Here is a 22,484-nt window from a genome sequence, read left to right on the forward strand (position 1 = left end):
GAGGCGCTCCCCCCGCGAATCTCCCGGGGGCGGCCAGGTATCCTCACGGTGTCGGGAGGGTAGCGGTGCGGTTGACGTACCGAACACCCTGAGTTGCTGACGTACCGAACGCCCGATCCGTCCAGTCACAGGGAGCCTCAGCCCGTGAGTGTGCCGCGCCCGGCAGCCGTGATCGTCCTCGCCGCCGGCGAGGGCACCCGGATGAAGAGCCAGACCCCGAAAGTCCTGCATGAGGTGTGCGGCCGCGCGCTGGTCGACCACATGCTCGCCGCCGCCCGCGACCTCGATCCCGAGCGGCTCATCGTCGTCATCGGCCACGCGCTGGAGCGGGTCGGCGGCCACCTGGCCGCCACCAGCCCCGACGCCCTCGCCGTCGTCCAGCGCGAGCAGCGCGGCACCGGTCACGCCGTGCGCACCGTGCTCGAAGAGGTCGGCACGATCTCCGGCACCGTCCTCGTCACCTACGGCGACGTGCCGCTCCTGCGCACCGAGACCCTCGCCGGCCTGCTCCAGCGGCACGCCGAAGAAGGCAACGCGGTCACCGTGCTCACCGCCGAGGTGCCCGACCCGACCGGCTACGGCCGGATCATCCGCGACGACGCCGGCGCCGTGCTGGAGATCGTCGAGGAGAAGGACGCGAGCCCCGAGCAGCGCGCCATCAAGGAGATGAACTCCGGCATCTACGCCTTCGACGGCATGCTCCTCGCCGACGCCGTCAAGCGCGTGTCCACCGACAACGCCCAGGGCGAGGAGTACCTCACCGACGTCCTGTCCATCCTGCGCCGCGACGGCCACCGGGTCGGCGCCTGCGTGGCCGCCGACTTCGTCGAGGTCGAGGGCGTCAACGACCGCGTGCAGCTCGCCGCCGCCCGCAAGGTGCTCAACCTGCGCCTGCTGGAGCGGCACATGCGCGCCGGGGTCACGGTCGTCGACCCGGCCAGCACCTGGGTGGACGTGGACGTTCGCATCGAGGCCGACGCCGTGATCCACCCCGGCACCCAGCTCCACGGCGCCACCGTCATCGAGGCCGGCGCCGAGGTCGGCCCCGCCACCACGCTCACCGACACCCTGGTCGGCGAGGGCGCCGTGGTCCGCAACACCGTGGCCGACCACGCCGAGATCGGCCCCGAGGCCAGCGTCGGCCCCTACGCCTACCTGCGCCCCGGCACCGTGCTCGGCCGCAGGTCCAAGGCCGGCACGTTCGTCGAGATGAAGAACACCAAGGTCGGCGAGCGCTCCAAGGTGCCGCACCTGACCTACGCCGGCGACGCCACGATCGGCGAGGACGTCAACATCGGCGCATCCACCGTCTTCGTCAACTACGACGGGGTCAACAAGCACCACACCACCGTGCGCGACGGCGCGTTCGTCGGCTGCGACACCATGCTCGTGGCACCCGTGACGGTCAACGAAGGCGCCTACACGGCGGCGGGCTCGACCATCACCGACGACGTACCGGCCGGAGCCATCGGCGTGGCGAGAGCGCGACAGCGCAACATCGAGAAATGGGTGCTGCGCAGGCGCGCGGGCACGAAGTCGGCCGCGCACGCCGAGCGGGCGCTGGCCGGGCAAGAGCAGGAGAAACAGCAGTGACCAGCATCAAGCAGCCCGGAGAGAAGAACCTCATGCTCTTCTCCGGGCGAGCCCACCCGGAGCTGGCCGCGGAGGTCGCCGAGCACGTCGGCGTCTCCCTCACCCCCACCAAACTCATCGACTTCGCCAACGGCGAGATCTACGCCCGCTACCTGGAGTCCGTACGCGGCTGCGACGCCTTCGTCATCCAGAGCCACACCGGGCCCATCAACAAGTGGATCATGGAACAGCTCATCATGGTCGACGCGCTCAAGCGGGCCTCCGCCAAGCGCATCACCGTGGTCATGCCGTTCTACGGCTACGCCCGCCAGGACAAGAAGGGCCGCGGCCGCGAGCCCATCACCGCCCGGCTCATCGCCGACATGTTCAAGACCGCGGGCGCCGACCGGCTCATGTCGATCGACCTGCACACCTCGCAGATCCAGGGCTTCTTCGACGGCCCCGTCGATCACCTGTTCGCCATGCCGGTCCTGGAGAGCTACCTCAAGAACAAGCTCGACCTGGAGAACACCACCGTCGTCTCGCCCGACACCGGCCGCGTGCGGCTGTCGGAGCGCTGGGCCGACACGCTCGGCACGCCGCTGGCGTTCATCCACAAGCGCCGCGACCTCGACGTCGCCAACTCCGTGAAGGTCAGCGAGGTCGTCGGCAAGGTGCGCGGCCGCACCTGCGTGCTGATCGACGACATGATCGACACCGCGGGCACGATCTGCAAGGCGTCCGACGCCCTCTACGAGCAGGGCGCCACCAACGTCATCGTGGCCGCCACCCACGCCGTCTTCTCCGACCCCGCCGTTGACCGCCTCAAGAACTCCCGCATCTCCGAGGTGATCGTCACCAACACGCTGCCGCTGTCGCAGGCCGCCCGCTTCGACAAGCTCACCGTGCTGTCCATCGCCCCGCTGATCGCCCGCGCGATCACCGAGGTCTTCCAGGACGGCTCCGTCACGAGCTTGTTCGAGGGCGACACGTGAGCCGATAGACTGTCCAGGTTGCGCTCGTAACGCCTTCCGCTAGGGCGGGTGAGGGTGAGCGCCGAAACCATCCGTCTGCCGCATCCCTAGGAGATGTCGTGTCCGAAGTACGTATCGCCGCCGAGCCGCGCACCACGTTCGGCAAGGGCGCCGCTCGCAAGATCCGCCGCGCCGACAAGGTGCCCGCCGTCCTCTACGGGCACGGCATCGACCCCAAGCACCTGACCCTGCCGGGCCACGAGGTGCTGCTCGCCCTGCGCACCCCCAACGTGCTCATCCACCTCAAGGGTGAGGGCGTCGACGAGCTCGCCCTGCCCAAGGGCGTGCAGCGCGACCCGATCAAGGGCTTCGTCGAGCACGTCGACCTGCTCCTGGTCAAGCGCGGCGAGAAGGTCACCGTCGAGATCCCGGTCACCACGGTCGGCGACGTCAACTCCGAGGGCCTGCTCGACCAGCAGCTCGTCTCCATCGCCGTGGAGGCCGAGGCCACCCACATCCCGACCGGCGTCGAGGTGAACGTCGAGGGCCTGGAGATCGGCACCGTCATCACCGCCGCCCAGCTCGAGCTCCCGCAGGGCGCCACGCTGGCCGCCGACCCCGAGGCCGTCGTCCTGCACGTCATCAACAAGCCGGTCGAGGAGCCCACGGGCGAGGAGGCCGAGGAGGCCGCCGCCGAGGGCGAGAGCGCCGAGGCCGGCGAGGGCGAGAGCGCGGAGGCTCCCGCCGCCGAGTAGCGACGGGTTACTCGTGAACGGGGCGGCCGGACTCGAGCCGTCCCGTTCCGCTATCCAGGGGCTGTGGAAGGCTGAGAGCATGGATCGCTGGCTGATCGCCGGACTGGGCAACCCGGGGGCCGAATACGCGGGCAACCGGCACAACGCGGGCTTCATGGTGCTCGACGAGCTGGCCGCCAGGGCGAGCGGCCGGTTCAAGGCGCACAAGAGCCGGGCCGAGGTGTGCGAGACGAGCGCCGCCATCCTGGCCAAGCCCCTGACGTACATGAACCTGTCCGGTGGGCCCGTCAAGGCGCTCTCCGACTTCTACAAGATCGGCCCCGAGCGGCTGATCGTCGTCCACGACGAGCTCGACGTGCCGTACGGCGCGCTGCGCGCCAAGCTGGGCGGCGGCGACAACGGCCACAACGGCCTCAAGTCGATCACCAAGGTCCTCGGCACCCGCGACTACCTGCGGGTCCGCTTCGGCATCGGGCGCCCGCCCGGCCGCATGGACCCCGCCTCCTTCGTGCTCAGAGACTTCGCCACCATGGAGCGCAAGGACCTGCCGTTCCTGGTCGACCGGGCGGCCGACGTCGTGGAGTCGCTGATGACCCGCGGCCTGGAAGCCACCCAAAACGACTTCCACCGGGCCGATCTGCACATCTCCGGCCCTCCACGCTGATCCCCGCATAGAGCCGTTCGCCAGCCGGGCCGCGCACGCGCGGCTACGATCTGTGACTGTCCGTTCCGGGTCTCGTCACAACCTTGGAGGCAAGGCGTGCGCGGGAGCGAGCTCTTGACCGTAGTTCGGGCCGGTCAGGGGGTCACATGGGGACCAGATCCGCGCACGCCGTCCTGGGTCCGCTCCTACCGGCTCAAAGCCGTGCTGGCCGACCTGTGCGGCGCCTGGCTGGGGGCCGGGGCCGCGTTCGCGGTCAGGTTCGGCGGGCTCACCCCGTACGTGCTGCCGTACCTGCTGGTCAGCCTGGCGCTGCCGCTGGTGTGGTGCGGCGCGGTGGCCATCAGCCGGGCCTACGAGCCGCGCATGCTGGGCGTCGGCACCGAGGAGTTCCGCCGGATCGTCCAGGCCGGCGTGACGCTCACCGCCGGCACCGCGATCGGCTCCTACGTCACCAAGACCGACGTCGCCCGCGGCTACGTCGTGCTGGCCCTGCCGCTGGTGACCGTGCTCACGCTCGTCTTCCGTCACGTCCTGCGCCGCTCGCTGCACCGCCGCAGGGCCGCGGGCGCGTGCATGCGCAAGGTCGTCGCCGTCGGCCACGCGGCCTCGATCGCCGAGCTCGTCCGCCTGTTCCGCAATGAGCGCCACCACGGCATGGACGTCGTGGCCGCCTGCCTGCCCGGCGGGCACGCCGGCGAGCGGCTCGGCGAGGTGCCGGTCGCGGGCGGCCTCGGCGACGTGCCCCTCGCGGTCGAGCACCACGACGCCGACACGGTGGCCGTGCTGGCCTGCCCGGAGATGGACGGGCAGGCGCTGCGCCGGCTCGCCTGGCAGCTGGAGCGCACCCGCACCGAGCTGGTCGTCGCGCCGGCGCTGATGGACGTCGCGGGCCCGCGCACCACGATCAGGCCGGTGGCGGGCATGCCGCTGCTGCACGTCGAGCACCCCGAGCTGTCCGGGGCCAGGCAGCTCGTCAAGAACGTCTTCGACCGGCTGGTGGCCGCCGCCCTGCTGGTGCTGCTGGCGCCGCTGCTGGTGGGTCTCGCGGTGGCGGTACGCGCGACCAGCCCCGGGCCCGCGTTCTTCCGCCAGACCAGGGTGGGCCGCGACGGCCGGCTGTTCACGATCGTGAAGTTCCGTACGATGCGGCGCGGCTCGGAGGAGCAGAAGGTCACGCTGGTGAGCGACCGCGACGGCCTGCTGTTCAAGCTCCGCAACGACCCGCGGGTCACGCCGCTCGGCGCGCTGATGCGCCGCCACTCGCTGGACGAGCTGCCGCAGCTGATCAACGTCGTCCGCGGCGACATGTCGCTCGTCGGGCCCCGGCCGCCGCTGCCGGAGGAGGTGGCGCGCTACGGTGACGACGTGCGGCGACGACTCCTCGTCCGGCCTGGGCTGACCGGGCTGTGGCAGGTCAGTGGCAGATCTGACCTATCGTGGGAGGAATCGGTGCGCCTCGACCTGCGTTACGTGGAGAACTGGTCCCTTACTTTGGATCTCCAGATCCTGTGGAAGACTTGGTCGGCCGTCGCCCGCGGGCAAGGAGCATATTGATGACGATTCGCGACGACCACTCCCTCGCCGCCGACCTGGCGACCGAGGCAGGCGAGAGGCTGCTGCGCACGCGCGAGCGCACGGGGTTCGCCGACCCCGCGGCGCTGCGGGCCGAAGGCGACCGCTCCTCCCACCTCTACCTCATGGAGTCGCTGGCGCGGCTGCGGCCCAGCGACAGCGTGCTGTCGGAGGAGGCCACCCGCGAGGAGCGCCTCGACCCGCGCAGGTTGCGGGCCGAACGGGTGTGGATCGTCGATCCGCTCGACGGCACCAGGGAGTTCTCCGAGGAGGGCAGGGCCGACTGGGCGGTGCACGTGGCCCTGTGGGAGCGCGGCAGGCTGAGCGCCGGCGCGGTGGCGCTGCCCGCGCAGGGGCGCACGCTGACGACCGCCGACCCGCCGAAGCCGCCCTCGTTCGAGAAGGGCCGCTTCCGCATCGCGGTGAGCCGCACCAGGCCCCCCGAGTTCGTGCAGAAGCTGGCCTACCTCGTGGGGGCCGACCTTGTGCCGATCGGCTCGGCCGGGGCCAAGATCTCGGCGGTGCTCACCGGCGAGGTCGAGGCGTACGTGCACGCCGGCGGCCAGTACGAATGGGACTCCGCGGCGCCGGTGGCCGTCGCGCTGGCCGCGGGGGCGCACGCGAGCCGCATCGATGGCTCCGAGCTGACCTACAACCAAGCCGACCCATCGCTACCAGATATCCTGGTTTCCCTACCGGAGCTGGCGACATCCCTGCTCGCCGGCATCCGGGACCTGCACCGCTGAACCCGCCGGAGGATCCTCCATGCTGCAGCGCGACTACACGACGTCGCAGCTCGACGTGCTCGAAGCAGAGGCCATTCACATCATGCGCGAAGTGGCGGCCGAGTTCGAGCGCCCTTGTCTGCTCTTCTCCGGAGGCAAGGACTCGATCGTCATGCTCCGCATCGCGGAGAAGGCGTTCTGGCCCGCCGCGATCCCGTTCCCGCTCATGCACGTGGACACGGGCCACAACTTCGACGAGGTCATCGAGTTCCGCGACCGCCGCGCCGCCGAGCTGGGCGCGCGGCTGATCGTGGCCAGCGTGCAGGACTCCATCGACCAGGGCAGGGTGGTGGAGGAGACCGGCCGCCGCGCCTCCCGCAACCGCCTGCAGACCACCACGCTGCTCGACGCGATCGAGGAGCACGAGTTCGACGCCGTCTTCGGCGGCGCCCGGCGCGACGAGGAGAAGGCCCGCGCCAAGGAGCGCGTCTTCTCCTTCCGCGACGACTTCGGGCAGTGGGACCCGAAGAACCAGCGCCCCGAGCTGTGGAACCTCTACAACTCGCGCATCCGCAAGGGTGAGCACATCCGCGTCTTCCCGCTGTCCAACTGGACCGAGCTCGACGTCTGGGACTACATCAGGCGCGAGGGCATCGAGATCCCCTCCATCTACTTCGCCCACACCCGCAAGGTCTTCGAGCGCGACGGCATGCTGCTGCCCGACTCCGACGTCGTCCAGCGCGGCGACGACGAGCCGCTGATCGAGGCCGTCGTGCGCTACCGCACCGTGGGCGACATGACCTGCACCGGCGCCGTGCAGTCCACGGCCGCCACGGTCGAGGAGATCATCGAGGAGATCGCCGCCACCCGGATCACCGAGCGTGGGGCCACCAGGGCCGACGACCGCTCTTCCGAGGCCGCGATGGAAGATCGCAAGCGAGAGGGCTACTTCTAAAGATGGACATTCTGCGCTTTGCCACGGCGGGGAGCGTCGACGACGGCAAGTCCACCCTCATCGGACGGTTGCTCTTCGACTCCAAGGCGATCTTCGAGGACCAGCTCGAAGCCGTCGAGCGCACCTCGCGCGACCGCGGCACCGAGTACACCGACCTGTCGCTGCTGACCGACGGCCTGCGGGCCGAGCGGGAGCAGGGCATCACCATCGACGTGGCCTACCGCTACTTCGCCACCCCGCGCCGCAAGTTCATCATCGCCGACACCCCCGGGCACATCCAGTACACCCGGAACATGGTCACCGGCGCCTCCACGGCCGACCTCGCGATCGTGCTCATCGACGCCCGCAAGGGCGTGCTGGAGCAGTCGCGCCGGCACGCCTTCCTGACCTCGCTCCTGCGCGTCCCGCACCTCGTGCTGGCCGTCAACAAGATGGACCTGGTCGACTACTCCCAGGAACGCTTCGAGGAGATCAGGGAGGAGTTCACGGCGTTCGCGTCCAAGCTGAACATCAACGACCTCACCTTCATCCCGATCTCCGCCCTCAACGGCGACAACGTGGTCTCGCGCTCCGAGAACATGCCCTGGTACCTCGGCACGTCCCTCCTGCACCACCTGGAGAACGTGCACATCGCCTCCGACCGCAACCTCACCGACGTGCGCTTCCCCGTCCAGTACGTCATCCGCCCCCAGCGGGCCACCGACCCGGCCTTCCACGACTACCGCGGTTACGCCGGCCAGGTGGCGGGCGGCGTGCTCAAGCCCGGTGACGAGGTCGTGCACCTGCCGTCGGGGCTCACCACGCGCATCGCCTCGATCGACACCTTCGACGGGCCGGTCGAGGAGGCGTTCCCGCCCATGTCGGTGACGCTGCGCTTCGAGGACGACCTCGACATCTCGCGCGGCGACATGATCGCCCGGCCCAACAACCAGCCGCAGTCGGCGCAGGAGCTGGAGGCGATGGTCTGCTGGATGGCCGACGGCGTCAAGCTCGGGCCGCGTTCCAAGCTGACCATCAAGCACACCACCCGCACCGCCCGCGCGCTCGTCCGCGACCTGCACTACCGGCTCGACGTCAACACCCTGCACCGCGACGAGGAGGCCACCTCGCTCGGCCTCAACGAGATCGGCCGGGTGTCGCTGCGCGTCACGCAGCCGCTCTTCGTGGACGACTACTCCCGCAACCGCGCCACCGGCGGCTTCATCCTCGTCGACGAGACCACCAACGCCACCGTCGGCGCCGGCATGGTCATCGACGCCAGGTAGATCTTTTGGGGTTGGGGTTACCCGCCCTTTACTCTCCGCAGTAGGGTCGTCGCGTTCCGTTGTTATCGCGACGCGAAGGCGCTCCTCCGTTGACTGATTGTGCGTCCGCCCAGGTGATCTACCTGGGCGGCCTCGGCCGTAGCGGCACCACGCTGCTCGAGAGGCTCCTGGGCGAGCTTCCCGGGGTGGTGCCTCTCGGCGAGGTGGTGCATCTGTGGGACCGGGGGGTTCTGGCGGAGGAGCTCTGCGGGTGCGGCTCGGCTTTCCCCGCCTGTCCGTTCTGGCGGCAGGTGGGGGAGCGGGCGTTCGGTGGCTGGAGAGACGAACTGGCCGAGCGCATGATCCTGCTGCGCGGCAGGATCGACCGCACCCGCAGGATCGCGCGCATCGAGCATCCCGACCTGCCCGAGTACGCGCGAGCGTACCAGCGGCTCTACGACGCGGCCGGGGCGCCCGTCGTGGTCGACTCCAGCAAGCACGCGTCACTGGCCTGCTGCCTGCTCGCCAGCGGCGTGGACCTGCGCGTCGTCCACGTCGTGAGAGACCCGCGCGCCGTCGCGCACTCCTGGGGCCGCACCGTGCCCAGGCCCGAGGACGGGCGGCCGATGACCCGCTGGGGCCCGGCCCGCACCGCGCTCCACTGGTCGGCCCAGAACACCGCGCTGGAGCTGCTGCCCGGGCGCGGCGCCAGGGTGACCAGGGTGCGCTACGAAGACCTGCTCGCCCGGCCCCGCGAGACCCTGCGCACGCTGGCCGTGCGGCTCGGGCTGCCCGAGCCCGAGCTGCCGTTCCTGGAGGGCCGCACCGCCTGGCTGGGGCCCTCCCACACCGCGTCCGGCAACCCGATGCGCTTCCACGTGGGGCGGGTGGAGCTGCGCCGCGACGACGCGTGGCGCTCCGCCCTGCCCGACGCGCACCGGCGGGTCGTCAACGCCCTCACCTGGCCGCTCAGAGCCCGCTACGGCTACTGGGGGGTGGTGCGATGAGCCCCCCGTCCGTCGGGGTCGTCATCCCCACCCGCGGCGACCGGCCCGCGCTGCTGCGCCAGGCCGTCGACGCCGTCCTGCTGCAAAACTACGCGGGCGAGCTGCAGGTGGTCGTCGTGGCCGACGGCCGCTCGCCCCACGACGTCAGCGGCGTCCCGCGCCCCGTCCGGGTGCTGCCCAACACGCGTGCCCCCGGGCTGCCCGGCGCGCGCAACACCGGCATCGCCGCCTGCGACACCGACCTCATCGCCTTCTGCGACGACGACGACGTCTGGCTGCCCGGCAAGCTCGCCGCCCAGGTGCGCGCGCTGGAAGAGACCGGCGGCGAGTTCGCGAGCTGCGCCATCGAGGTCGAGCACGGCGGGCGGCACATCGCCCGCCTCGCCGGCACCTCCTCCGTCGGCGTCGCCGACCTCGTGCGCTCGCGAATGGTGATGGTGCACTCCTCGACGTTCCTGTTCCCGCGCGGGCTCTTCTGGCCGGACGAGAGCGCGCCCGCCGGGCAGAACGAAGACTGGGACCTCGCCCTGCGCGCCGCCAGGCGGCGACCGATCGTGCACGTCGACCGGCCGCTCGTGCTGGTGCGATGGGGCGGGTCCCACTATGCGGTCCGCTGGGCGGACCGCATAGCCGGGCTTGAGTGGATGCTCGCCCGGCACCCTGAGCTGGCCGTGGACCCGCGTGGTGCGGCGCGGGTCCGCGGCCAGCTCGCCTTCTGCCACGCCGCCCTGGGGCGGCGGCGCGCGGCCGTCCGGTGGGCGCTGCGTGCCCTCGCCAGCCGGCCCTGGGAGCCGCGCGCGCCGCTCGCCCTGGCCGTGGCGGCCGGGCTCGTCACCGCACCCACGGTGCTGTCGGCCCTGCAGCAGCGCGGGCACGGCATTTGACCCCGCCCGACCACCGCCCCCCGTTCCTCCCCGACCGGGTCGCTGGGCGGGTGCGGGTGGCCGGTGTCGAGGTGGACGCGGTCACCGGGAGCGAGGTCGTGCGGCGGGTCGGCGAGGCGCTGGAGGCCGGGCGCGGCGGCCGGATCGTCACCCCCAACCTCGACATCTGCCGCGCCACCGCCGCCGACCCCGCGCTGCGCGAGCTGGTGTGCACCGCCGACCTCGTCGTCGCCGACGGCATGCCGCTGGTGTGGGCGGCGCGGCTGCTCGGCACGCCCCTGCCCGAGCGGGTGACCGGCGCCGACCTCATCTGGACGCTCAGCGCGCTGGCCGCCCGCCACGGCTGGCCCGTCTACCTGCTCGGCGGCGGCCCGCCCGGCGTGGCGGAGCGGGCGGCCGCCGCGCTCAGGCGCCGATCTCCCGGGCTGAGGGTCTGCGGGGTGCACGCGCCGCCGTACGGGTTCGACGCCACCCCCGAGGGCGCGGCCGTGGTCCGTGGCAGGGTGGTGGCCGCGCGGCCCCGGCTGGTGTTCGTCGGGCTCGGGTTCCCCCGCCAGGACGTGCTCATCGCCGCGCTGCGGGAGGAGCTGCCGCAGGCGTGGTTCCTGGGGTGCGGGGCGGCCATCGCGTTCGCCGCCGGCACATCCACCAGGGCGCCCGCGTGGGCCGGGCGGGCCGGGCTGGAGTGGGCGTTCCGCCTGGCCGCCGAGCCGGGCCGGCTGGCCCGCCGCTACCTCGCCGACGGCCTCCCGTTCGCCGCCCGCCTGCTGGCCGGCTGCCTGGCATCCCGCCTCAGGCTCTCGTGGCGGCTCGGGTTCCCGTCGCGGCTCAGCCCGGCGTCGTGGCTCCGGCTTCCGGCGTGGGTGAGCCCGGCGCCGTGGCTCCGGCTTCCGTCGTGGGTCAGGCTTCCCGGGTGCCTCAGGTTCGCGTCATGGCGCGGACGCGGGCTGCCTCCTGGTCGCTGAGCCCGCGGGCGCCGTGCGTGATCGCCTGGCGTGAGTCCATCGGCCGGTACGCCGTGCGTGACAGGCCCGACCAGGCGAAGCCGCCCCCGGACCGGCCCGAGGGGCGGCAGCAGGCCCGGACGATCCGCCGTTCCGCCGCCGGGCTCCACCGCAGCCCCGCGTACGCGTACAGGGCGCGGAAGCCCGGCACCGGGTCGGCGGCCAGCGCCTCGTACGACGTGACGAGGATCCCGGGCGTGCGCTCCAGCACCGACCGCGTCACCCGCCACAGCGCCGCCGCCCTGGACACGCGGTCCTGGGACGTGGCGAGCCGCCGCAGCTCCAGCACCTCCGGATGGTCCCTGACCAGCAGCGGCTGCCCCAGCAGCTCGTGGAAGTGCACCGTCCACCCGAGCCGCTGCCAGCTCGCCACGAACGACACCGGGTCCCGCACCAGCGCGATCACCCGGCACCCCAGCCGCCGCGCGAACCACCCGGCGCTCAGCACCGCGAACGGGTCGTCCAGCAGCGCCCGCCGGCCCGTCAGGCGGCCGAGGGTGAAGGCGGTGCCGTAGCGGAGCAGGCGGGCCAGGTCGTAGGGGGAGCGGTTCGTGCGCAGCTCGGCCAGCCAGCGGTAGCGCAGGGCGACGGTGTCGCGGAAGGCGGGCAGCCAGGCGGCGGAGTTGTCGTCGCAGATGTACTGGAAGCGGTGCGTCACCTGGGCGTCGAGCACGCCGGGGCAGCGGCCGGGCGGGTGCTGGGGGTTGAGCGGCTCGTTGACGTAGACGAGGTCGCCTCCGGCGGTGAGCATCCTGCCGACCCAGCTCGTCCCGCTGCGGGGCAGCCCCGTCACGAGGACGGGACTCGCGCGCCCGCCGGGCATGTCACCGGCGCTCGCGCGCCCGCTGATCTCGTCACCAGCCTCCGGGCCCGGGCGCCCGGCGATCCCGTCACCGGCGCTCGCGCTCATGCGACCGCCGTCCGGCGGAGGGCGGTGAGGGTGTGGCGGCCGAAGGGGTGCAGGCCGTAGCGGCGGTGGAGCTGCCAGAGGGGCAGCAGGTTCTTGACGATGACGCCGCCGGACCAGCCGGCGACCGCTCCGAGCGCGCCGTGGGCCGGGATGAGGGCCACGTCCAGCAGTACGGTGCAGCCGATCGCGGTCACGAGGTTGGCCAGGCTCGTCCCGGTGTGCCCGGCGGCCGTCAGGACGACGTCCACCATGCCGCAGGCCGTCGCCACCATCATGGTCCCGGCCAGCACCAGCGCGACCGGCGCCGCCGACCCGTACGAGGGCCCGAACAGCCGCAGCACCCACGGCGCCAGCACCGCGTACGCGAGCCACACCGGCCAGGTCAGCAGCACCAGCCAGGCGGTGGCCGACTGGTACAGCTCGCGGGCGCGCTCCCGTTCCCCGCAGGCCAGCGCCCTGACCAGCCCGGCCTGGAGGGGTTGCGCCAGCCCTTGGTTGGCGAGCTGGCCGACCACCTTGAAGCGGGTGGCGGCCGTGTAGACGGCGGCCTGGGCGGGGCCGGCGAGCAGCGCCACGATCACGATGTCCACGCGCTGGAACACGGCCTGGATCGCCCCCGCCACCGATCGCGGCGCCGTGTAGCGCCACAGGTCCCGCCCCGTGCCCGGCAGGTACGGCGTGCGCGGCGCCCGCCCGCGCAGCCCGGCCGCCGCCAGCACCACGACCGGCAGGTACGGCGCCGCCCACGCCAGCGTCAGCCCCCACCCGGACACCCCGGCCAGCGCCGCCCCGCCGACCAGCACGACCTGCCCGACCGGGACGAGCATCCCGTCGAGCAGGACGGTGGGCCGCATCGTGCCGAACCCTCGGGTGGCGGCCAGCAGCACGTCCGCCACGACGATGGCCGGCAGCAGCGCGGCGGGCGGCCCGAGGCGCGGGTACAGCACGACCGCGGCGCCGGCGGCCACGACCACGCAGGGCACGATCGCGGCGCGGAGGTAGCCGGAGATGCCGCGGTAGTCGTAGGTGGCGGCCCGGGCGATGAAGTAGATGAGGCCGTTGCCCGCGTCGAGCTTGGCGATGCCCGCCGCCATGAGGATCAGCGCCGTCGCGGTGAAGAACGCGCCCGCCTCGGCCGCCGGGAATGCCCTGGTCACCACGACCACGAGGACGAACTGCGCCAGCGCGCCCAGCGCCGCCCCACCGAGCCCGGCCAGCCCCCTGCGCCCGATCACCGCCGCCACGCCGCACCGCCCGGCCCGACGCGAAGCCTGATCGCCGCCGTCACGCCGCACCGCCCGGTCATCGCCGCCATGACGGCTCACCGCCCAGCCAGCGGGTCAGCCGGGCGTCGTACGCCTCGAAGTGGTCCCGCAGGGCCCGCCCGAGGACCTGCGGCACCCGGCGCGGCAGCGCCCGCCCGTTGTGCCGCTCGAACGCCGGGTACCCCAGGTGCGGCACCCCGAGGAAGTCGAGGACGCGGTCGTAGACGGTCTCCGGCTCGGCGAAGAAGCGGTGGCTGTCGAGCACGAGGATGCGTTCGCGGCCGATGAGCGGCTCCAGGCGGTCGAGCTGGTCGGCGTAGCGGCCCCTGGCGAGGTAGGCGTGGTGGCGGTGCGAGTGGTGCAACGCGTACGGCGAGGCCCGCAGCAGCTCCTCGGCCCCGGCCAGGCGCTGGGCCTCCAGCTCGACGGCGTACTCGAAGTGGGATTCGGTCTCGTAGCCTCGGGCCAGCTCGTGGGCGTGCGCGGAGAAGGCGCGTTCGACCGGGTCGCGGACCAGCACGATGAGCTTGACGCCGGGCAGGTCGGCGGCGATGCGTTCCCCGGCCAGGGGGTGGAACAGGTAGTAGGGGGAGGATTCGTACGCCTGGGCGCGGGTGCCGTACCGGTGGTGGAGCAGCGCGGTGCCGACCCACAGCGGGAAGTGCGCCTGGTACCAGGCGAGGCCGCGCCCGTAGGCGACGTCGAAGTAGTGCACCCCCTTGTGCAGCACGGGTTTGAGCAGCAGCGGGTGCTGGGCCAGGGCGCGGTACAGGGAGGTGGTGCCGCATCGCTGCGCCCCTGTGATCAGGAACGACGGCAGCACGCGCGCTCCCGACGTGAATCGTCCTGTGGCCCGTGACAGCGACAGTACCGATCGCTTCATCGTCCTCACCTCAGCAGCTCCTCGTGTTCGACGGCCGGGTCGAGCCAGGTGTGCGGCGGGCCGAGCGGCGTGTGGCCGTCGGCGGCGTGCCGTTCGGCGAGCGCGGCGAGGTAGCGCAGCGCGGTCCGCCTGGCGGTGGCGGGCGGCAGGCCGAGGGGGGCCAGCACCTTCGCGGCCCGCGTCACGCAGGCCCGCGCGGCGGCCGGGGGCGCCGCCCTGCGCAGGGCCCGATGGAAGAAGTGGTGGACGGCGTCGAAGCCGTAGGGGACGCCGATCTCGTACCGCTCCCAGTCCCACACGAGCAGCCGGCCGTCGCGGGAGCGGCACAGGTTCCAGGGGGCGAGGTCGCCGTGCCAGGCGGGCCGGTCGCCGCCGGTGGCCGCGATCTCCTTGACCGCCTCCACCAGCAGGCGGGCCGGCACCGGGCGGCGCCGCGGGGGCGCGGGCACCGGCAGCGGCGACAGCGCCAGCACCGCGAGGCCCCGCCAGTCGCCGTGGTGCAGCACGGCCGGGGCGGCGACGGTGCGCAGGGGCAGCCCGGCCAGCCGGCGCAGCGCCGCCGCCTCGGCGCCGATCAGCGCGCGGGCGCGGTCGGTGTCGCCGATCTTCACGTACGCGAGCCGCCGCCCGCCCGCGTGAGCCTCCAGGACGGGCTTGCGGTTGGCCCGGCGCGCCGGACGTACGTGGAGAACGGTCTCGACGGGCCGCTGGAACACCTCGCTGAGGTGCGCCGCGATGGACCCCTCGACCGGCACCTCGACCGGGGCGCCCGGATGCCACCAGCGGCGCGGCGCCAGCCTGCGGGGCAGCGCGGCGTGCGGCAGCAGCGTGTACGCCCGGGGCGCGCCCGTCCCCGGATACAGCAGCCGCACGGTCTCCGCGAGGTACCCGAGCCGTACGGTGGCATCCCTCATGAGTTCCTCCACAGGAGGGCGAACGAGACGAGGTAGAGGATGAGCGGCGTGACCAGGCCGTCGTAGACGAACATGTAGAGCAGCACGAGCCCCATCACGAGCACCCCGGCGAGCCCGACGGGGCTGCGGTCGTGCCAGTGGCGGCGGATCGCGCCCACGAAGAAGGCGACGTAGAGCGCGGCCCCGGTGAAGCCCTGCGTGATGATCAGCAGCCAGAGCTGCCCGTCGCTGCCCAGCGGCGGGTGCCCGCAGGTGGCGCACCAGTCGGTCTTGCCGGTGGTGATCGTGCGGTGGTTGCCGGTGGCGTTGCGCGTGTTGCCGTACCCGATGACGGGGGAGTGGCCGGCGGCGGCGATGGTGGCGCCGACGGTGAAGGCGCGGATGTCGTTGGAGTGCGGGTTGTCGAGGCGCTGGGCGAACAGGGTGGCCAGCGGGCTGAGCGTGAACGCCAGCGCGGCCGCCGCGAGCACGCCGCACAGCGCGGCCCTGGTGCGCCCGCCGACGCGGACGACCACGTACAGGACGGTGAGGCCGAGCCCGATCCACAGGCCGCGGTTGAGCGAGTACACGACGGGGATGGTGGCCAGCGCGAGCACCACGGCGACGAAGGCGCGGTGCCGCGCCCGGCCGTGCACCCACCAGCCGACCACGAACCAGACCAGCAGCACCGAGGCGTTGCTGCCCCAGGCGTTGGCCCACTCGTACGGCGCCTCGGGCCTGGGTGAGGCGAAGCCGAGCACCTTCTGCGTCTGCGCGGCGGTGGGGTGGATGAGGTTCTGGACGAACGCGTTGCCGCTGATCCACTCCGGCAGCACCAGCTCCACCGGCGAGGTGAAGGCGAAGCCGGGCAGGAACACGCCGAGCAGGCCGCCCGCGACCGTGGTGACGAACAGGACGCCCAGCATGCGCACCAGGCGCAGCTGCGGCAGCTCCCGCTCGGTGAGGTTGCCCAGGTAGAGCACGGTGATCAGGACGGCGCAGTAGAGCGCCAGCCGCATGCCGTAGCCGAGCAGCCGGCCGGGCCCGAGCTCGCCGTAGGTGCCGGGCGGCGACTCGCCCAGCATCAGCCCGCTGACCAGGTAGCCGGCGAGCAGCAGCAGCCACAGCCCGAACCCGCGCGGCACCCTGACCGGCCGCCGCCGCCACAGGATCACGGCCATGGGCACGGCCAGCACGATCACCGACAGCCCGCCGAACCCCAGCGCCCACCAGACCGGATAGCCGACCAGCAGCGCCCCGATGGGCCACGCGGGCCCCTTCACGACTGCTTGCCAGGCCGCCGCGGGTGGTGGTGGAGCGCCTGCATGGGAGTGGTCTCCGCGGCGCCGCCCGGCTCCAGCTCGCCGGTGGCGACGAGCTTGCCGAGCGGCGTGTGCGTACGGGGCTCCAGCAGCGGCACGAACGACGGCACCGCGTCGGTGGCGGTGACGACGCCGATGATCGGCACGTCGTGCCGGGCGAGCTGGCGGCGCGTGGCCTCGACGTCGTGCGCGGTGACCAGGCCGAGGCCGATCAGCAGGACGGCCGCGTCGGCCCTGGACAGGTCGCGGACGTCGGAGCCGTCGAGCACGACCAGCGGCGCGCTGACGGCGAGCGGCTCGGCCAGCGACGAGGCGTACAGGTCGGCGGGCAGGGCGCGGACCAGCAGCCGCTTGCCGGGGCAGGCGGAGACGACGGCGCAGGCCAGCTCGTGCAGCACGCCGTGCTCGCGCGGGCTCGACAGGTCGCTGAGCACGGGCAGGCCGGTGAGGCGCTCGACGTCGGCGGGGGTGCGCAGGCGCCGGTCGAGCCGGTCGCGGGCGTAGGCGGCGGCCGAGCCGGTGAGCAGCCCGGCCATGAGCCCGGTGCCGAGGTGCAGCGGCAGGCTGGGGGAGCTGGGGGCGCTGGGCGGCGTGGCCTGGCTGATGACCGTGCCGGGGGTGACCGCGACGGTCCTGAGGGCGTCGTACTTGAGCGCCAGGCTGGCGGCCTGCCGGTTGAGCACGCCCTGCCGCTGGGCGGCGATCGCGTGCTCGGCGCTGTTCCTGGGCAGGCGGGCGAGTTGCTTGATGACCTGGTCGATGCCCGCGTTGACCTGCTTGAGCTTGCCGAGCACGGCCTGCTGCTGCTCGGCCATGGCGGTCAGCGCGCTCTGGCGGCGGTTGGTGAGGTACGCCTCGGCGTACGCGGCGGCCTGGGCGGCGGCGGTGGCGGGCTGGGCGGCCGTGACGGAGATCCACAGCACGGCGGAGTTCGGGGGGACGGTGACCTCGGCCGGCTCGATCGCGGTGACGCCGAGCGCGGTGGCGGCGCGCGCGGCGACCACGGACGACTGGGCGATCTGGGCCTCGGTGTCGAGGTTGAGTGCTTCGCGCTGGCGGCTGGTCACCTGGTTGGGCTGGTCCTGTGGGCCGACCGGCATGACCAGCACCTGCGCCGTGGCGGTGTAGGCGGGCGGGGTCAGGCGCATCAGCGCCAGGCCCGCGGTGCCGCCGAACACGACGCAGCCCACGAGGAGCAGCCATCGCCTGCGTAGCAGCGAGAGGTGCTCGTCGAGGTCGGTGCCGGAGCTCATGTGCGCCCACTATAGGAGGGACGGTCAGCACCGATGTTGAATACTCAAGATTTTCTCCGGTAAGGCCATAAAGCAGCGCGCACATAAACGAAAAATCACGAAATTCGGACCGTCACCTCACCGCCACGAACTGGGGAGACTTCCACACTGGCTGAAGTTCCAGGAATGACATGGCAAGGTTCAGGGTGTGAGGGGCGGAAGTCGTTCGACGAGGGGGTTGGAAGGCTTTGCAGCTACGGAGCATTTCCCGAGAAAAAACGCTTACCAGTGCAATTCTGGCCATGGTTGTGCTGCTGGCCGGCTGCTCCAGCGCCGAGGGCTCCGACGTCCGGCCGGTGCCGGCCCAGGCACCCGTGGCCAAGCAGGCCGGCGCGCCCGCCTGCACCGTGACCACCAAGCTGATCCCGTCGTGCGGCGCCTGGTGGGGCATGGCGCCCGAGGTGTTCACCGGCGGCTCGGTGGAGCAGGCGCTGCACGGGGCCGAGTCGCGCATGGGCGCGCCGGTCGACGTGCTGCACGTCTACCACCGGGGCAGCGAGCTGTTCCCGACCGGGGCGGAGGTGCGGCTGGCCCGCGACCCGGCCAGGCCCCGGCTGCTGATGGTCAACTGGAAGCCGTCGCTCGACCGTACGTGGGCGGAGATCGCGCAAGGGGCGCTCGACGCCCGGATCGACCGGCTGGCCGAGCACCTGAGACGCACCTTCCCCGAGCGGTTCTTCCTCACCCTGCACCACGAGCCGGAGAACGACGTCGATCCCTCCTCGGGCTCCGGCATGGGGGCCACCGACTACGCGGCCATGTTCCGGCACGTCGTGCTGCGGCTGCGGGAGAAGGGCGTCAGGAACGCCGTCGTCGTGATGACCTACATGGGCGCGCCCAACTGGGCGGCCACCTCCTGGTTCGAGGACCTCTACCCCGGTGACGACGTGGTCGACTGGGTGGCGATGGACCCGTACGCCGACGACCGGGTGCACGACTTCGACGGGCTGGTGAACAAGACGCGCAAGGAGTATCCCGGCTGGCCCGGCTTCTACCGGTGGATGCAGGCGCGCTTCCCCGGCAAGCCGGTGATGGTGGCCGAGTGGGGGGTGTTCGAGCGGCCGAAGGACCGTGCGTTCAAGCGGCGCTTCTTCGAGTCGGTGCGCGGGCAGATCAGGCGTTACCCGCAGATCAAGGCGCTGCTCTACTTCGACTCGCCGCAGGCGCCGCGCGGCGACACGAGCTTCGACTCCGACCCGGGCGCGGCCCGGGCGTTCAGCGAGCTGGCTCGAGATCGCTACTTTCGCTCGACGCCCGTGCCGCGGCCCTAGCCCGCACACGCCAGCCCGCGATGGTGACGGCGGTGGCGGCGAGCAGGGCCCAGACGGTGAGCGTGTTGCTCACGTCGAGCAGCTTGAGCGCGGAGGCGAGCAGGACGATCGCCAGCATGGCCCTGATGAGGCCGCCCGGGGCGCGGGAGGAGATCCTGGCGCCGAGGTAGACGCCCGGGATCGAGCCGATGAGCAGCGACAGCGTGAGGTCCATCTGGAAGTCGCCGAACAGGAGATGGCCGAGCGCGGCGGCGGCGACCAGGGGCACGGCCTGCACCAGGTCGGTGCCGACGAGCTGGTTGGCCTTGAGCGCCGGGTAGAGCACGAGCAGCGCCACGATGATGAGTGATCCGGATCCGACGGAGGAGACGCCGACCACCAGGCCGCCGACCGTACCGACCAGTAGGGTAGGGATTGGGCGCACGACGATGTCGTGGGCGCTCGACGTGCCGCCCCGCCCGCCGAGCCAGCTCTTCAGCGCCATGCCGGCCACGGCCAGCAGCAGCGCGACGCCGAGCGCGTACTTGACCGCGTCGCTCACCGCGAACGCCCGGGCCAGGAACACCCCGCAGAACGCCGCCGGCACCGAGCCCGCGCACAGCCAGCCGACCAGGCGCAGGTTCACCGTGCCGCGGCGCAGGTGCACGACGCTGCCCACCGGCTTCATCACCGCCGAGGCGACCAGGTCGCTGGAGACCGCCGCCAGCGGCGGGACGTTGAAGAACAACATCATCATCGGGGTCATCAGCGCGCCGCCGCCCATCCCGGTCAGCCCGACCACGATGGCGACGACGAACGACCCGGCGATCAGCGCCCAGTCGATCAACGGACCCAGCCTCCGCTCCGCAGCGTGTCCAGCACCCTGGACACGGCCGCCTCGATCGAGATGTGCGTGGTGTCGATGGTCAGGTCGGCGTCGTCCGGCTCCTCGTAGGGGTCGGAGATGCCGGTGAACTCGGGGATCAGGCCGGCGCGGGCCTTGGCGTACAGGCCCTTGCGGTCGCGCCGCTCGCACTCCGCAAGCGGCGTGGCGACGTGCACGAGCAGGAAGTCGGCCCCGACGGACTCGACCATCTCGCGCACCTCCTCGCGGGTGGCCGCGTAGGGCGCGATCGGGGCGCAGATGGCCAGGCCGCCGTGCCGGGCCGCCTCGGCGGCGACGAAGCCGATGCGGCGGATGTTCAGGTCGCGGTCCTGCTTGGAGAACGTCAGGCCCTTGGACAGCAGGTGGCGCACCACGTCGCCGTCGAGGTAGGTGACCGTGCGGCTGCCCAGCTCCAGCAGCGCGTCACGCAGGCCGCGCGCGATCGTGGACTTGCCGGAGCCCGACAGGCCGGTGAAGAACACCACCAGGCCGCGCCGGTGCGGCGGGCCGGGGATGTGCACCGGGTCGGGGCCCGCCAGGTGCTCGGTGGCGCCGTAGGCGGTGGCGACGTGCTCGCGCAGCTCCAGGTCGAGCTCGGGCTCCGCGCGCGGCGCCAGGGGCACCGGGACGACGAGCGTGCCCGGGGGCAGCTGCTCCTTGGCGCGCAGCGCGGCGCGGACGACCGCGGGGCCCGCCTCGCCGTACGCGAGGGGGAGCAGCAGGATCGTCGCGTCCAGCTCCTTGGCGGTGGCGACGACCTCGCCGAGGTCGTCGAGCGGGCCGCGCATGGTGACGGCCAGCGCGGGGCGCCCGCCGAGCTCTTCGGAGACCTGGGCGGGGGTACGCCGCAGCCGCGCGAACGGGCCGTGCTCGGGGGTGCTCAGCGCCTTGAGCGGCCCGGCGGTCAGGCCGTCGGGCTCGTGCGCCGTCACGGTCAGGACGGCCAGCGGCAGGCCCTCGGGGTCGAGCAGGGTGACCTCGTCGCCCGGCTCGACGTCGGCGCCGATGTGCAGCGTGACGGGGGCGGGCCAGGGGGTGCCGTCGGCCAGGGTGCCGCGCTCGTGCACGGCGTGCAGGTCGTCGTGGCCGAGGAACCCCGTCAGTGGCTCGAACGCGCCGTTGAGCAGCAGTTCGAGGTCGGCCAGCTCGCGCGGGTCGGGGGTCCACTCCACGTTGTCTGCATCCCAACTATTCCGATTGAATTGGTAGGAAAGGAGTCTACCGGCTGATACCAGTGTGTCGCCAGACCCCTTTCCGTGGTCAGTGGGGCCCCGGCGCGCCTCAGAGCAGCCGCGCGAAGTGGTGCTGCGGCTTCCTGATCACCATCGTGATCTCGTCGTGCGAGGACGGGAAGCGCCCGCTGGTCAGCTTCGACGTCAGCGCGATCGCCGCCGCGCCGATGCGGCGCGACCGGGCGGGCCCGCTCAGGTTGCGCTCCTCGTCGGTGATCATCAGGCCGCGGCTGAGGCAGAACGCGTACATGCCGTCGCTGGAGGCCAGCGGCTCGTACACGGCGGGCAGCGGCCCCGGCGTGCCGGGACGGACCAGGCCGCGCCACAGCAGCCGGCGCAGCCACGACGGCGTGAGCCGGTCGAGCAGCCCGTACGCCGAGCGCCGGTCGCGCATCCGCAGCAGCACCAGCCCGCCGGGCCGCAGCGACTGCAGCAGCCGGTCGAGCACCAGCTCGGCGTGCCGCACCCGCTCCAGCAGGAACGACAGCTGGATGATGTCGAACCCGCGCGGCGGCAACGGCACCGAGCGCAGGTCGCCGAGCTGCCAGGCGACGAGGTCGGCCCGCTCCGCCAGCACCCGCCTGATCGCCGGATGATCCTCGTCGGCCCCCGTCACTCTCGTCTCGACGTGGTCGAGCGCCAGCGGCTCGTCGTGGGCGCACCCGGCGACCAGCACGTCGAGCCGCCTCATCGGTTGCCCGGCAACATGCTCGCGGACCCGCTGACCGAAGAGGTCGCCTCGCTGGGCGACCGATCGCACCTCAGACATGTGACCTACAGTAATCAACCTCTTCCCCTTCGTAATGCATTTCCCTGCTAGCGTCCCTGCCCGTGAGCGATGGGGTCTATGTGGGCAACGCGGGCGTGGACGCGGCGGGTGACCGAGGGTGGCTGCTCGGTCACTTCAAACCCCCGGGCGACCCAAGACACAGCGAGGACGTCGAGATCAAGTGGGGCGTGCACCCGCCGGGCGACGAGCGCGCCGAGTGGGTCAGGGGGGAGGCGCGCACCGCGCTGCTCGTGCTGATCAGCGGCCGGTTCCGGGTGGAGCTGCCCGGGCGCAGCGTGCTGCTGTCCGAGCCGGGCGACTACGTGGTGTGGGGCAAGGGCGTCGACCATTCGTGGCGGGCGGAGGAGGCGTCCACGGTGCTGACCGTGCGCTGGCCTTCCGTGCCTGGTTATCGAGTTGGTTGAG

The 22,484-nt window shown here is 72.5% G+C and carries 22 protein-coding genes; 13 read left to right on the forward strand and 9 right to left on the reverse strand.

What is annotated here, in order from left to right:
• The first annotated feature begins 144 nt into the window (after positions 1–144).
• From glmU to HCN51_RS09490, 11 genes are all read left to right on the forward strand, one after another.
• Positions 145–1,593 carry a bifunctional UDP-N-acetylglucosamine diphosphorylase/glucosamine-1-phosphate N-acetyltransferase GlmU gene (gene glmU / locus HCN51_RS09440; protein WP_168008814.1) on the forward strand — a complete coding sequence of 483 codons (1,449 nt, stop codon included), beginning with the start codon at positions 145–147 and terminating at the stop codon, positions 1,591–1,593.
• Positions 1,590–2,567, forward strand: a complete 978-nt coding sequence (locus HCN51_RS09445) for a ribose-phosphate diphosphokinase (protein WP_080045067.1) — start codon at positions 1,590–1,592, stop codon at positions 2,565–2,567. The genes glmU and HCN51_RS09445 overlap by 4 nt, the downstream gene beginning before the upstream one ends.
• A 98-nt stretch (positions 2,568–2,665) precedes the next feature.
• Positions 2,666–3,301 carry a 50S ribosomal protein L25/general stress protein Ctc gene (locus HCN51_RS09450; protein ID WP_168008816.1) on the forward strand — a complete coding sequence of 212 codons (636 nt, stop codon included), beginning with the start codon at positions 2,666–2,668 and terminating at the stop codon, positions 3,299–3,301.
• A gap of 79 nt (positions 3,302–3,380) precedes the next feature.
• Entirely contained in the window at positions 3,381–3,965 is a 585-nt protein-coding gene (pth, locus tag HCN51_RS09455; RefSeq protein WP_080045069.1) for an aminoacyl-tRNA hydrolase, read from the forward strand.
• A 114-nt stretch (positions 3,966–4,079) separates the two neighbouring features.
• On the forward strand, positions 4,080–5,519 hold the full coding sequence (locus HCN51_RS09460; protein ID WP_168008818.1) for a sugar transferase: 1,440 nt from the start codon (positions 4,080–4,082) through the stop codon (positions 5,517–5,519).
• Positions 5,519–6,283, forward strand: a complete 765-nt coding sequence (locus HCN51_RS09465; RefSeq protein WP_080045071.1) for a 3'(2'),5'-bisphosphate nucleotidase CysQ — start codon at positions 5,519–5,521, stop codon at positions 6,281–6,283. Before HCN51_RS09460 ends, HCN51_RS09465 begins: the two co-directional genes overlap by 1 nt.
• 19 nt (positions 6,284–6,302) lie before the next feature.
• Complete coding sequence (cysD, locus tag HCN51_RS09470) at positions 6,303–7,217, forward strand: sulfate adenylyltransferase subunit CysD (protein WP_168008820.1); 915 nt, start codon at positions 6,303–6,305, stop codon at positions 7,215–7,217.
• Between the two features lie 2 nt (positions 7,218–7,219).
• Complete coding sequence (gene cysN / locus HCN51_RS09475) at positions 7,220–8,482, forward strand: sulfate adenylyltransferase subunit CysN (RefSeq protein WP_168008822.1); 1,263 nt, start codon at positions 7,220–7,222, stop codon at positions 8,480–8,482.
• Between the two features lie 89 nt (positions 8,483–8,571).
• Positions 8,572–9,468, forward strand: coding sequence for a sulfotransferase (locus HCN51_RS09480; protein ID WP_206066776.1), 897 nt, complete (start codon positions 8,572–8,574; stop codon positions 9,466–9,468).
• The gene (locus HCN51_RS09485) at positions 9,465–10,352 is read left to right on the forward strand and encodes a glycosyltransferase family 2 protein (protein WP_168008824.1); all 888 of its coding nucleotides are present in this window, start codon (positions 9,465–9,467) and stop codon (positions 10,350–10,352) included. The genes HCN51_RS09480 and HCN51_RS09485 overlap by 4 nt, the downstream gene beginning before the upstream one ends.
• Positions 10,349–11,317: a WecB/TagA/CpsF family glycosyltransferase gene (locus tag HCN51_RS09490; protein ID WP_206066777.1), complete on the forward strand. Its 969-nt coding sequence runs from the start codon at positions 10,349–10,351 to the stop codon at positions 11,315–11,317. The genes HCN51_RS09485 and HCN51_RS09490 overlap by 4 nt, the downstream gene beginning before the upstream one ends.
• On the opposite strand, the gene HCN51_RS09495 is transcribed toward HCN51_RS09490, so the two are convergent.
• From HCN51_RS09495 to HCN51_RS09520, 6 genes are read right to left on the reverse strand one after another with little or no spacing between them, the layout of a single operon-like run.
• On the reverse strand, positions 11,271–12,266 hold the full coding sequence (locus HCN51_RS09495; protein ID WP_240972641.1) for a sulfotransferase: 996 nt from the start codon (positions 12,264–12,266) through the stop codon (positions 11,271–11,273). The two genes, HCN51_RS09490 and HCN51_RS09495, sit on opposite strands and share 47 nt — an antisense overlap.
• Positions 12,263–13,510: an oligosaccharide flippase family protein gene (locus tag HCN51_RS09500; protein ID WP_168008826.1), complete on the reverse strand. Its 1,248-nt coding sequence runs from the start codon at positions 13,508–13,510 to the stop codon at positions 12,263–12,265. The genes HCN51_RS09495 and HCN51_RS09500 overlap by 4 nt, the downstream gene beginning before the upstream one ends.
• A gap of 58 nt (positions 13,511–13,568) precedes the next feature.
• On the reverse strand, positions 13,569–14,414 hold the full coding sequence (locus tag HCN51_RS09505; RefSeq protein WP_080047475.1) for a sulfotransferase family protein: 846 nt from the start codon (positions 14,412–14,414) through the stop codon (positions 13,569–13,571).
• 5 nt (positions 14,415–14,419) lie between these two features.
• Entirely contained in the window at positions 14,420–15,328 is a 909-nt protein-coding gene (locus HCN51_RS09510) for a hypothetical protein (protein ID WP_168008828.1), read from the reverse strand.
• The gene (locus HCN51_RS09515) at positions 15,325–16,590 is read right to left on the reverse strand and encodes a hypothetical protein (protein ID WP_168008830.1); all 1,266 of its coding nucleotides are present in this window, start codon (positions 16,588–16,590) and stop codon (positions 15,325–15,327) included. The genes HCN51_RS09510 and HCN51_RS09515 overlap by 4 nt, the downstream gene beginning before the upstream one ends.
• Positions 16,587–17,882, reverse strand: coding sequence for a Wzz/FepE/Etk N-terminal domain-containing protein (locus tag HCN51_RS09520; RefSeq protein WP_168008832.1), 1,296 nt, complete (start codon positions 17,880–17,882; stop codon positions 16,587–16,589). The genes HCN51_RS09515 and HCN51_RS09520 overlap by 4 nt, the downstream gene beginning before the upstream one ends.
• A 281-nt stretch (positions 17,883–18,163) precedes the next feature.
• Between HCN51_RS09520 and HCN51_RS09525 the strand changes: the two genes are divergently transcribed.
• On the forward strand, positions 18,164–19,192 hold the full coding sequence (locus HCN51_RS09525; RefSeq protein WP_168008834.1) for a glycoside hydrolase family 26 protein: 1,029 nt from the start codon (positions 18,164–18,166) through the stop codon (positions 19,190–19,192).
• Here the strand turns inward: HCN51_RS09525 and HCN51_RS09530 are convergent.
• From HCN51_RS09530 to HCN51_RS09540, 3 genes are all read right to left on the reverse strand, one after another.
• Positions 19,137–20,018 carry a sulfite exporter TauE/SafE family protein gene (locus HCN51_RS09530; RefSeq protein ID WP_168008836.1) on the reverse strand — a complete coding sequence of 294 codons (882 nt, stop codon included), beginning with the start codon at positions 20,016–20,018 and terminating at the stop codon, positions 19,137–19,139. The two genes, HCN51_RS09525 and HCN51_RS09530, sit on opposite strands and share 56 nt — an antisense overlap.
• The gene (cysC, locus tag HCN51_RS09535) at positions 20,015–21,229 is read right to left on the reverse strand and encodes an adenylyl-sulfate kinase (RefSeq protein WP_080045083.1); all 1,215 of its coding nucleotides are present in this window, start codon (positions 21,227–21,229) and stop codon (positions 20,015–20,017) included. The genes HCN51_RS09530 and cysC overlap by 4 nt, the downstream gene beginning before the upstream one ends.
• 109 nt (positions 21,230–21,338) lie before the next feature.
• Positions 21,339–22,058 (reverse strand): class I SAM-dependent methyltransferase, encoded by a 720-nt coding sequence (locus HCN51_RS09540; RefSeq protein WP_168008838.1) that lies wholly within the window; start codon positions 22,056–22,058, stop codon positions 21,339–21,341.
• Positions 22,059–22,120: 62 nt separating this feature from the next.
• Between HCN51_RS09540 and HCN51_RS09545 the strand changes: the two genes are divergently transcribed.
• Positions 22,121–22,483, forward strand: a complete 363-nt coding sequence (locus tag HCN51_RS09545) for a cupin domain-containing protein (protein WP_168008840.1) — start codon at positions 22,121–22,123, stop codon at positions 22,481–22,483.
• Position 22,484: the final 1 nt, after the last annotated feature.

The sequence above is a fragment of the Nonomuraea composti genome (genome assembly GCF_012034275.1).
Classification (GTDB): domain Bacteria; phylum Actinomycetota; class Actinomycetes; order Streptosporangiales; family Streptosporangiaceae; genus Nonomuraea; species Nonomuraea composti.

Bases quoted from the DNA above. Each gene is read 5' to 3' on its own strand.
- pth (WP_080045069.1), top strand. From the start codon at position 3,381: ATGGATCGCTGGCTGATCGCCGGACTGGGCAACCCGGGGGCCGAATAC.
- HCN51_RS09465 (WP_080045071.1), top strand. From the start codon at position 5,519: ATGACGATTCGCGACGACCACTCCCTCGCCGCCGACCTGGCGACCGAG.
- cysD (WP_168008820.1), top strand. From the start codon at position 6,303: ATGCTGCAGCGCGACTACACGACGTCGCAGCTCGACGTGCTCGAAGCA.
- cysN (WP_168008822.1), top strand. From the start codon at position 7,220: ATGGACATTCTGCGCTTTGCCACGGCGGGGAGCGTCGACGACGGCAAG.
- HCN51_RS09485 (WP_168008824.1), top strand. From the start codon at position 9,465: ATGAGCCCCCCGTCCGTCGGGGTCGTCATCCCCACCCGCGGCGACCGG.
- HCN51_RS09495 (WP_240972641.1), bottom strand. From the start codon at position 12,266: ATGAGCGCGAGCGCCGGTGACGGGATCGCCGGGCGCCCGGGCCCGGAG.
- HCN51_RS09505 (WP_080047475.1), bottom strand. From the start codon at position 14,414: ATGAAGCGATCGGTACTGTCGCTGTCACGGGCCACAGGACGATTCACG.
- HCN51_RS09510 (WP_168008828.1), bottom strand. From the start codon at position 15,328: ATGAGGGATGCCACCGTACGGCTCGGGTACCTCGCGGAGACCGTGCGG.
- HCN51_RS09520 (WP_168008832.1), bottom strand. From the start codon at position 17,882: ATGAGCTCCGGCACCGACCTCGACGAGCACCTCTCGCTGCTACGCAGG.
- HCN51_RS09525 (WP_168008834.1), top strand. From the start codon at position 18,164: ATGGTTGTGCTGCTGGCCGGCTGCTCCAGCGCCGAGGGCTCCGACGTC.
- HCN51_RS09540 (WP_168008838.1), bottom strand. From the start codon at position 22,058: ATGTCTGAGGTGCGATCGGTCGCCCAGCGAGGCGACCTCTTCGGTCAG.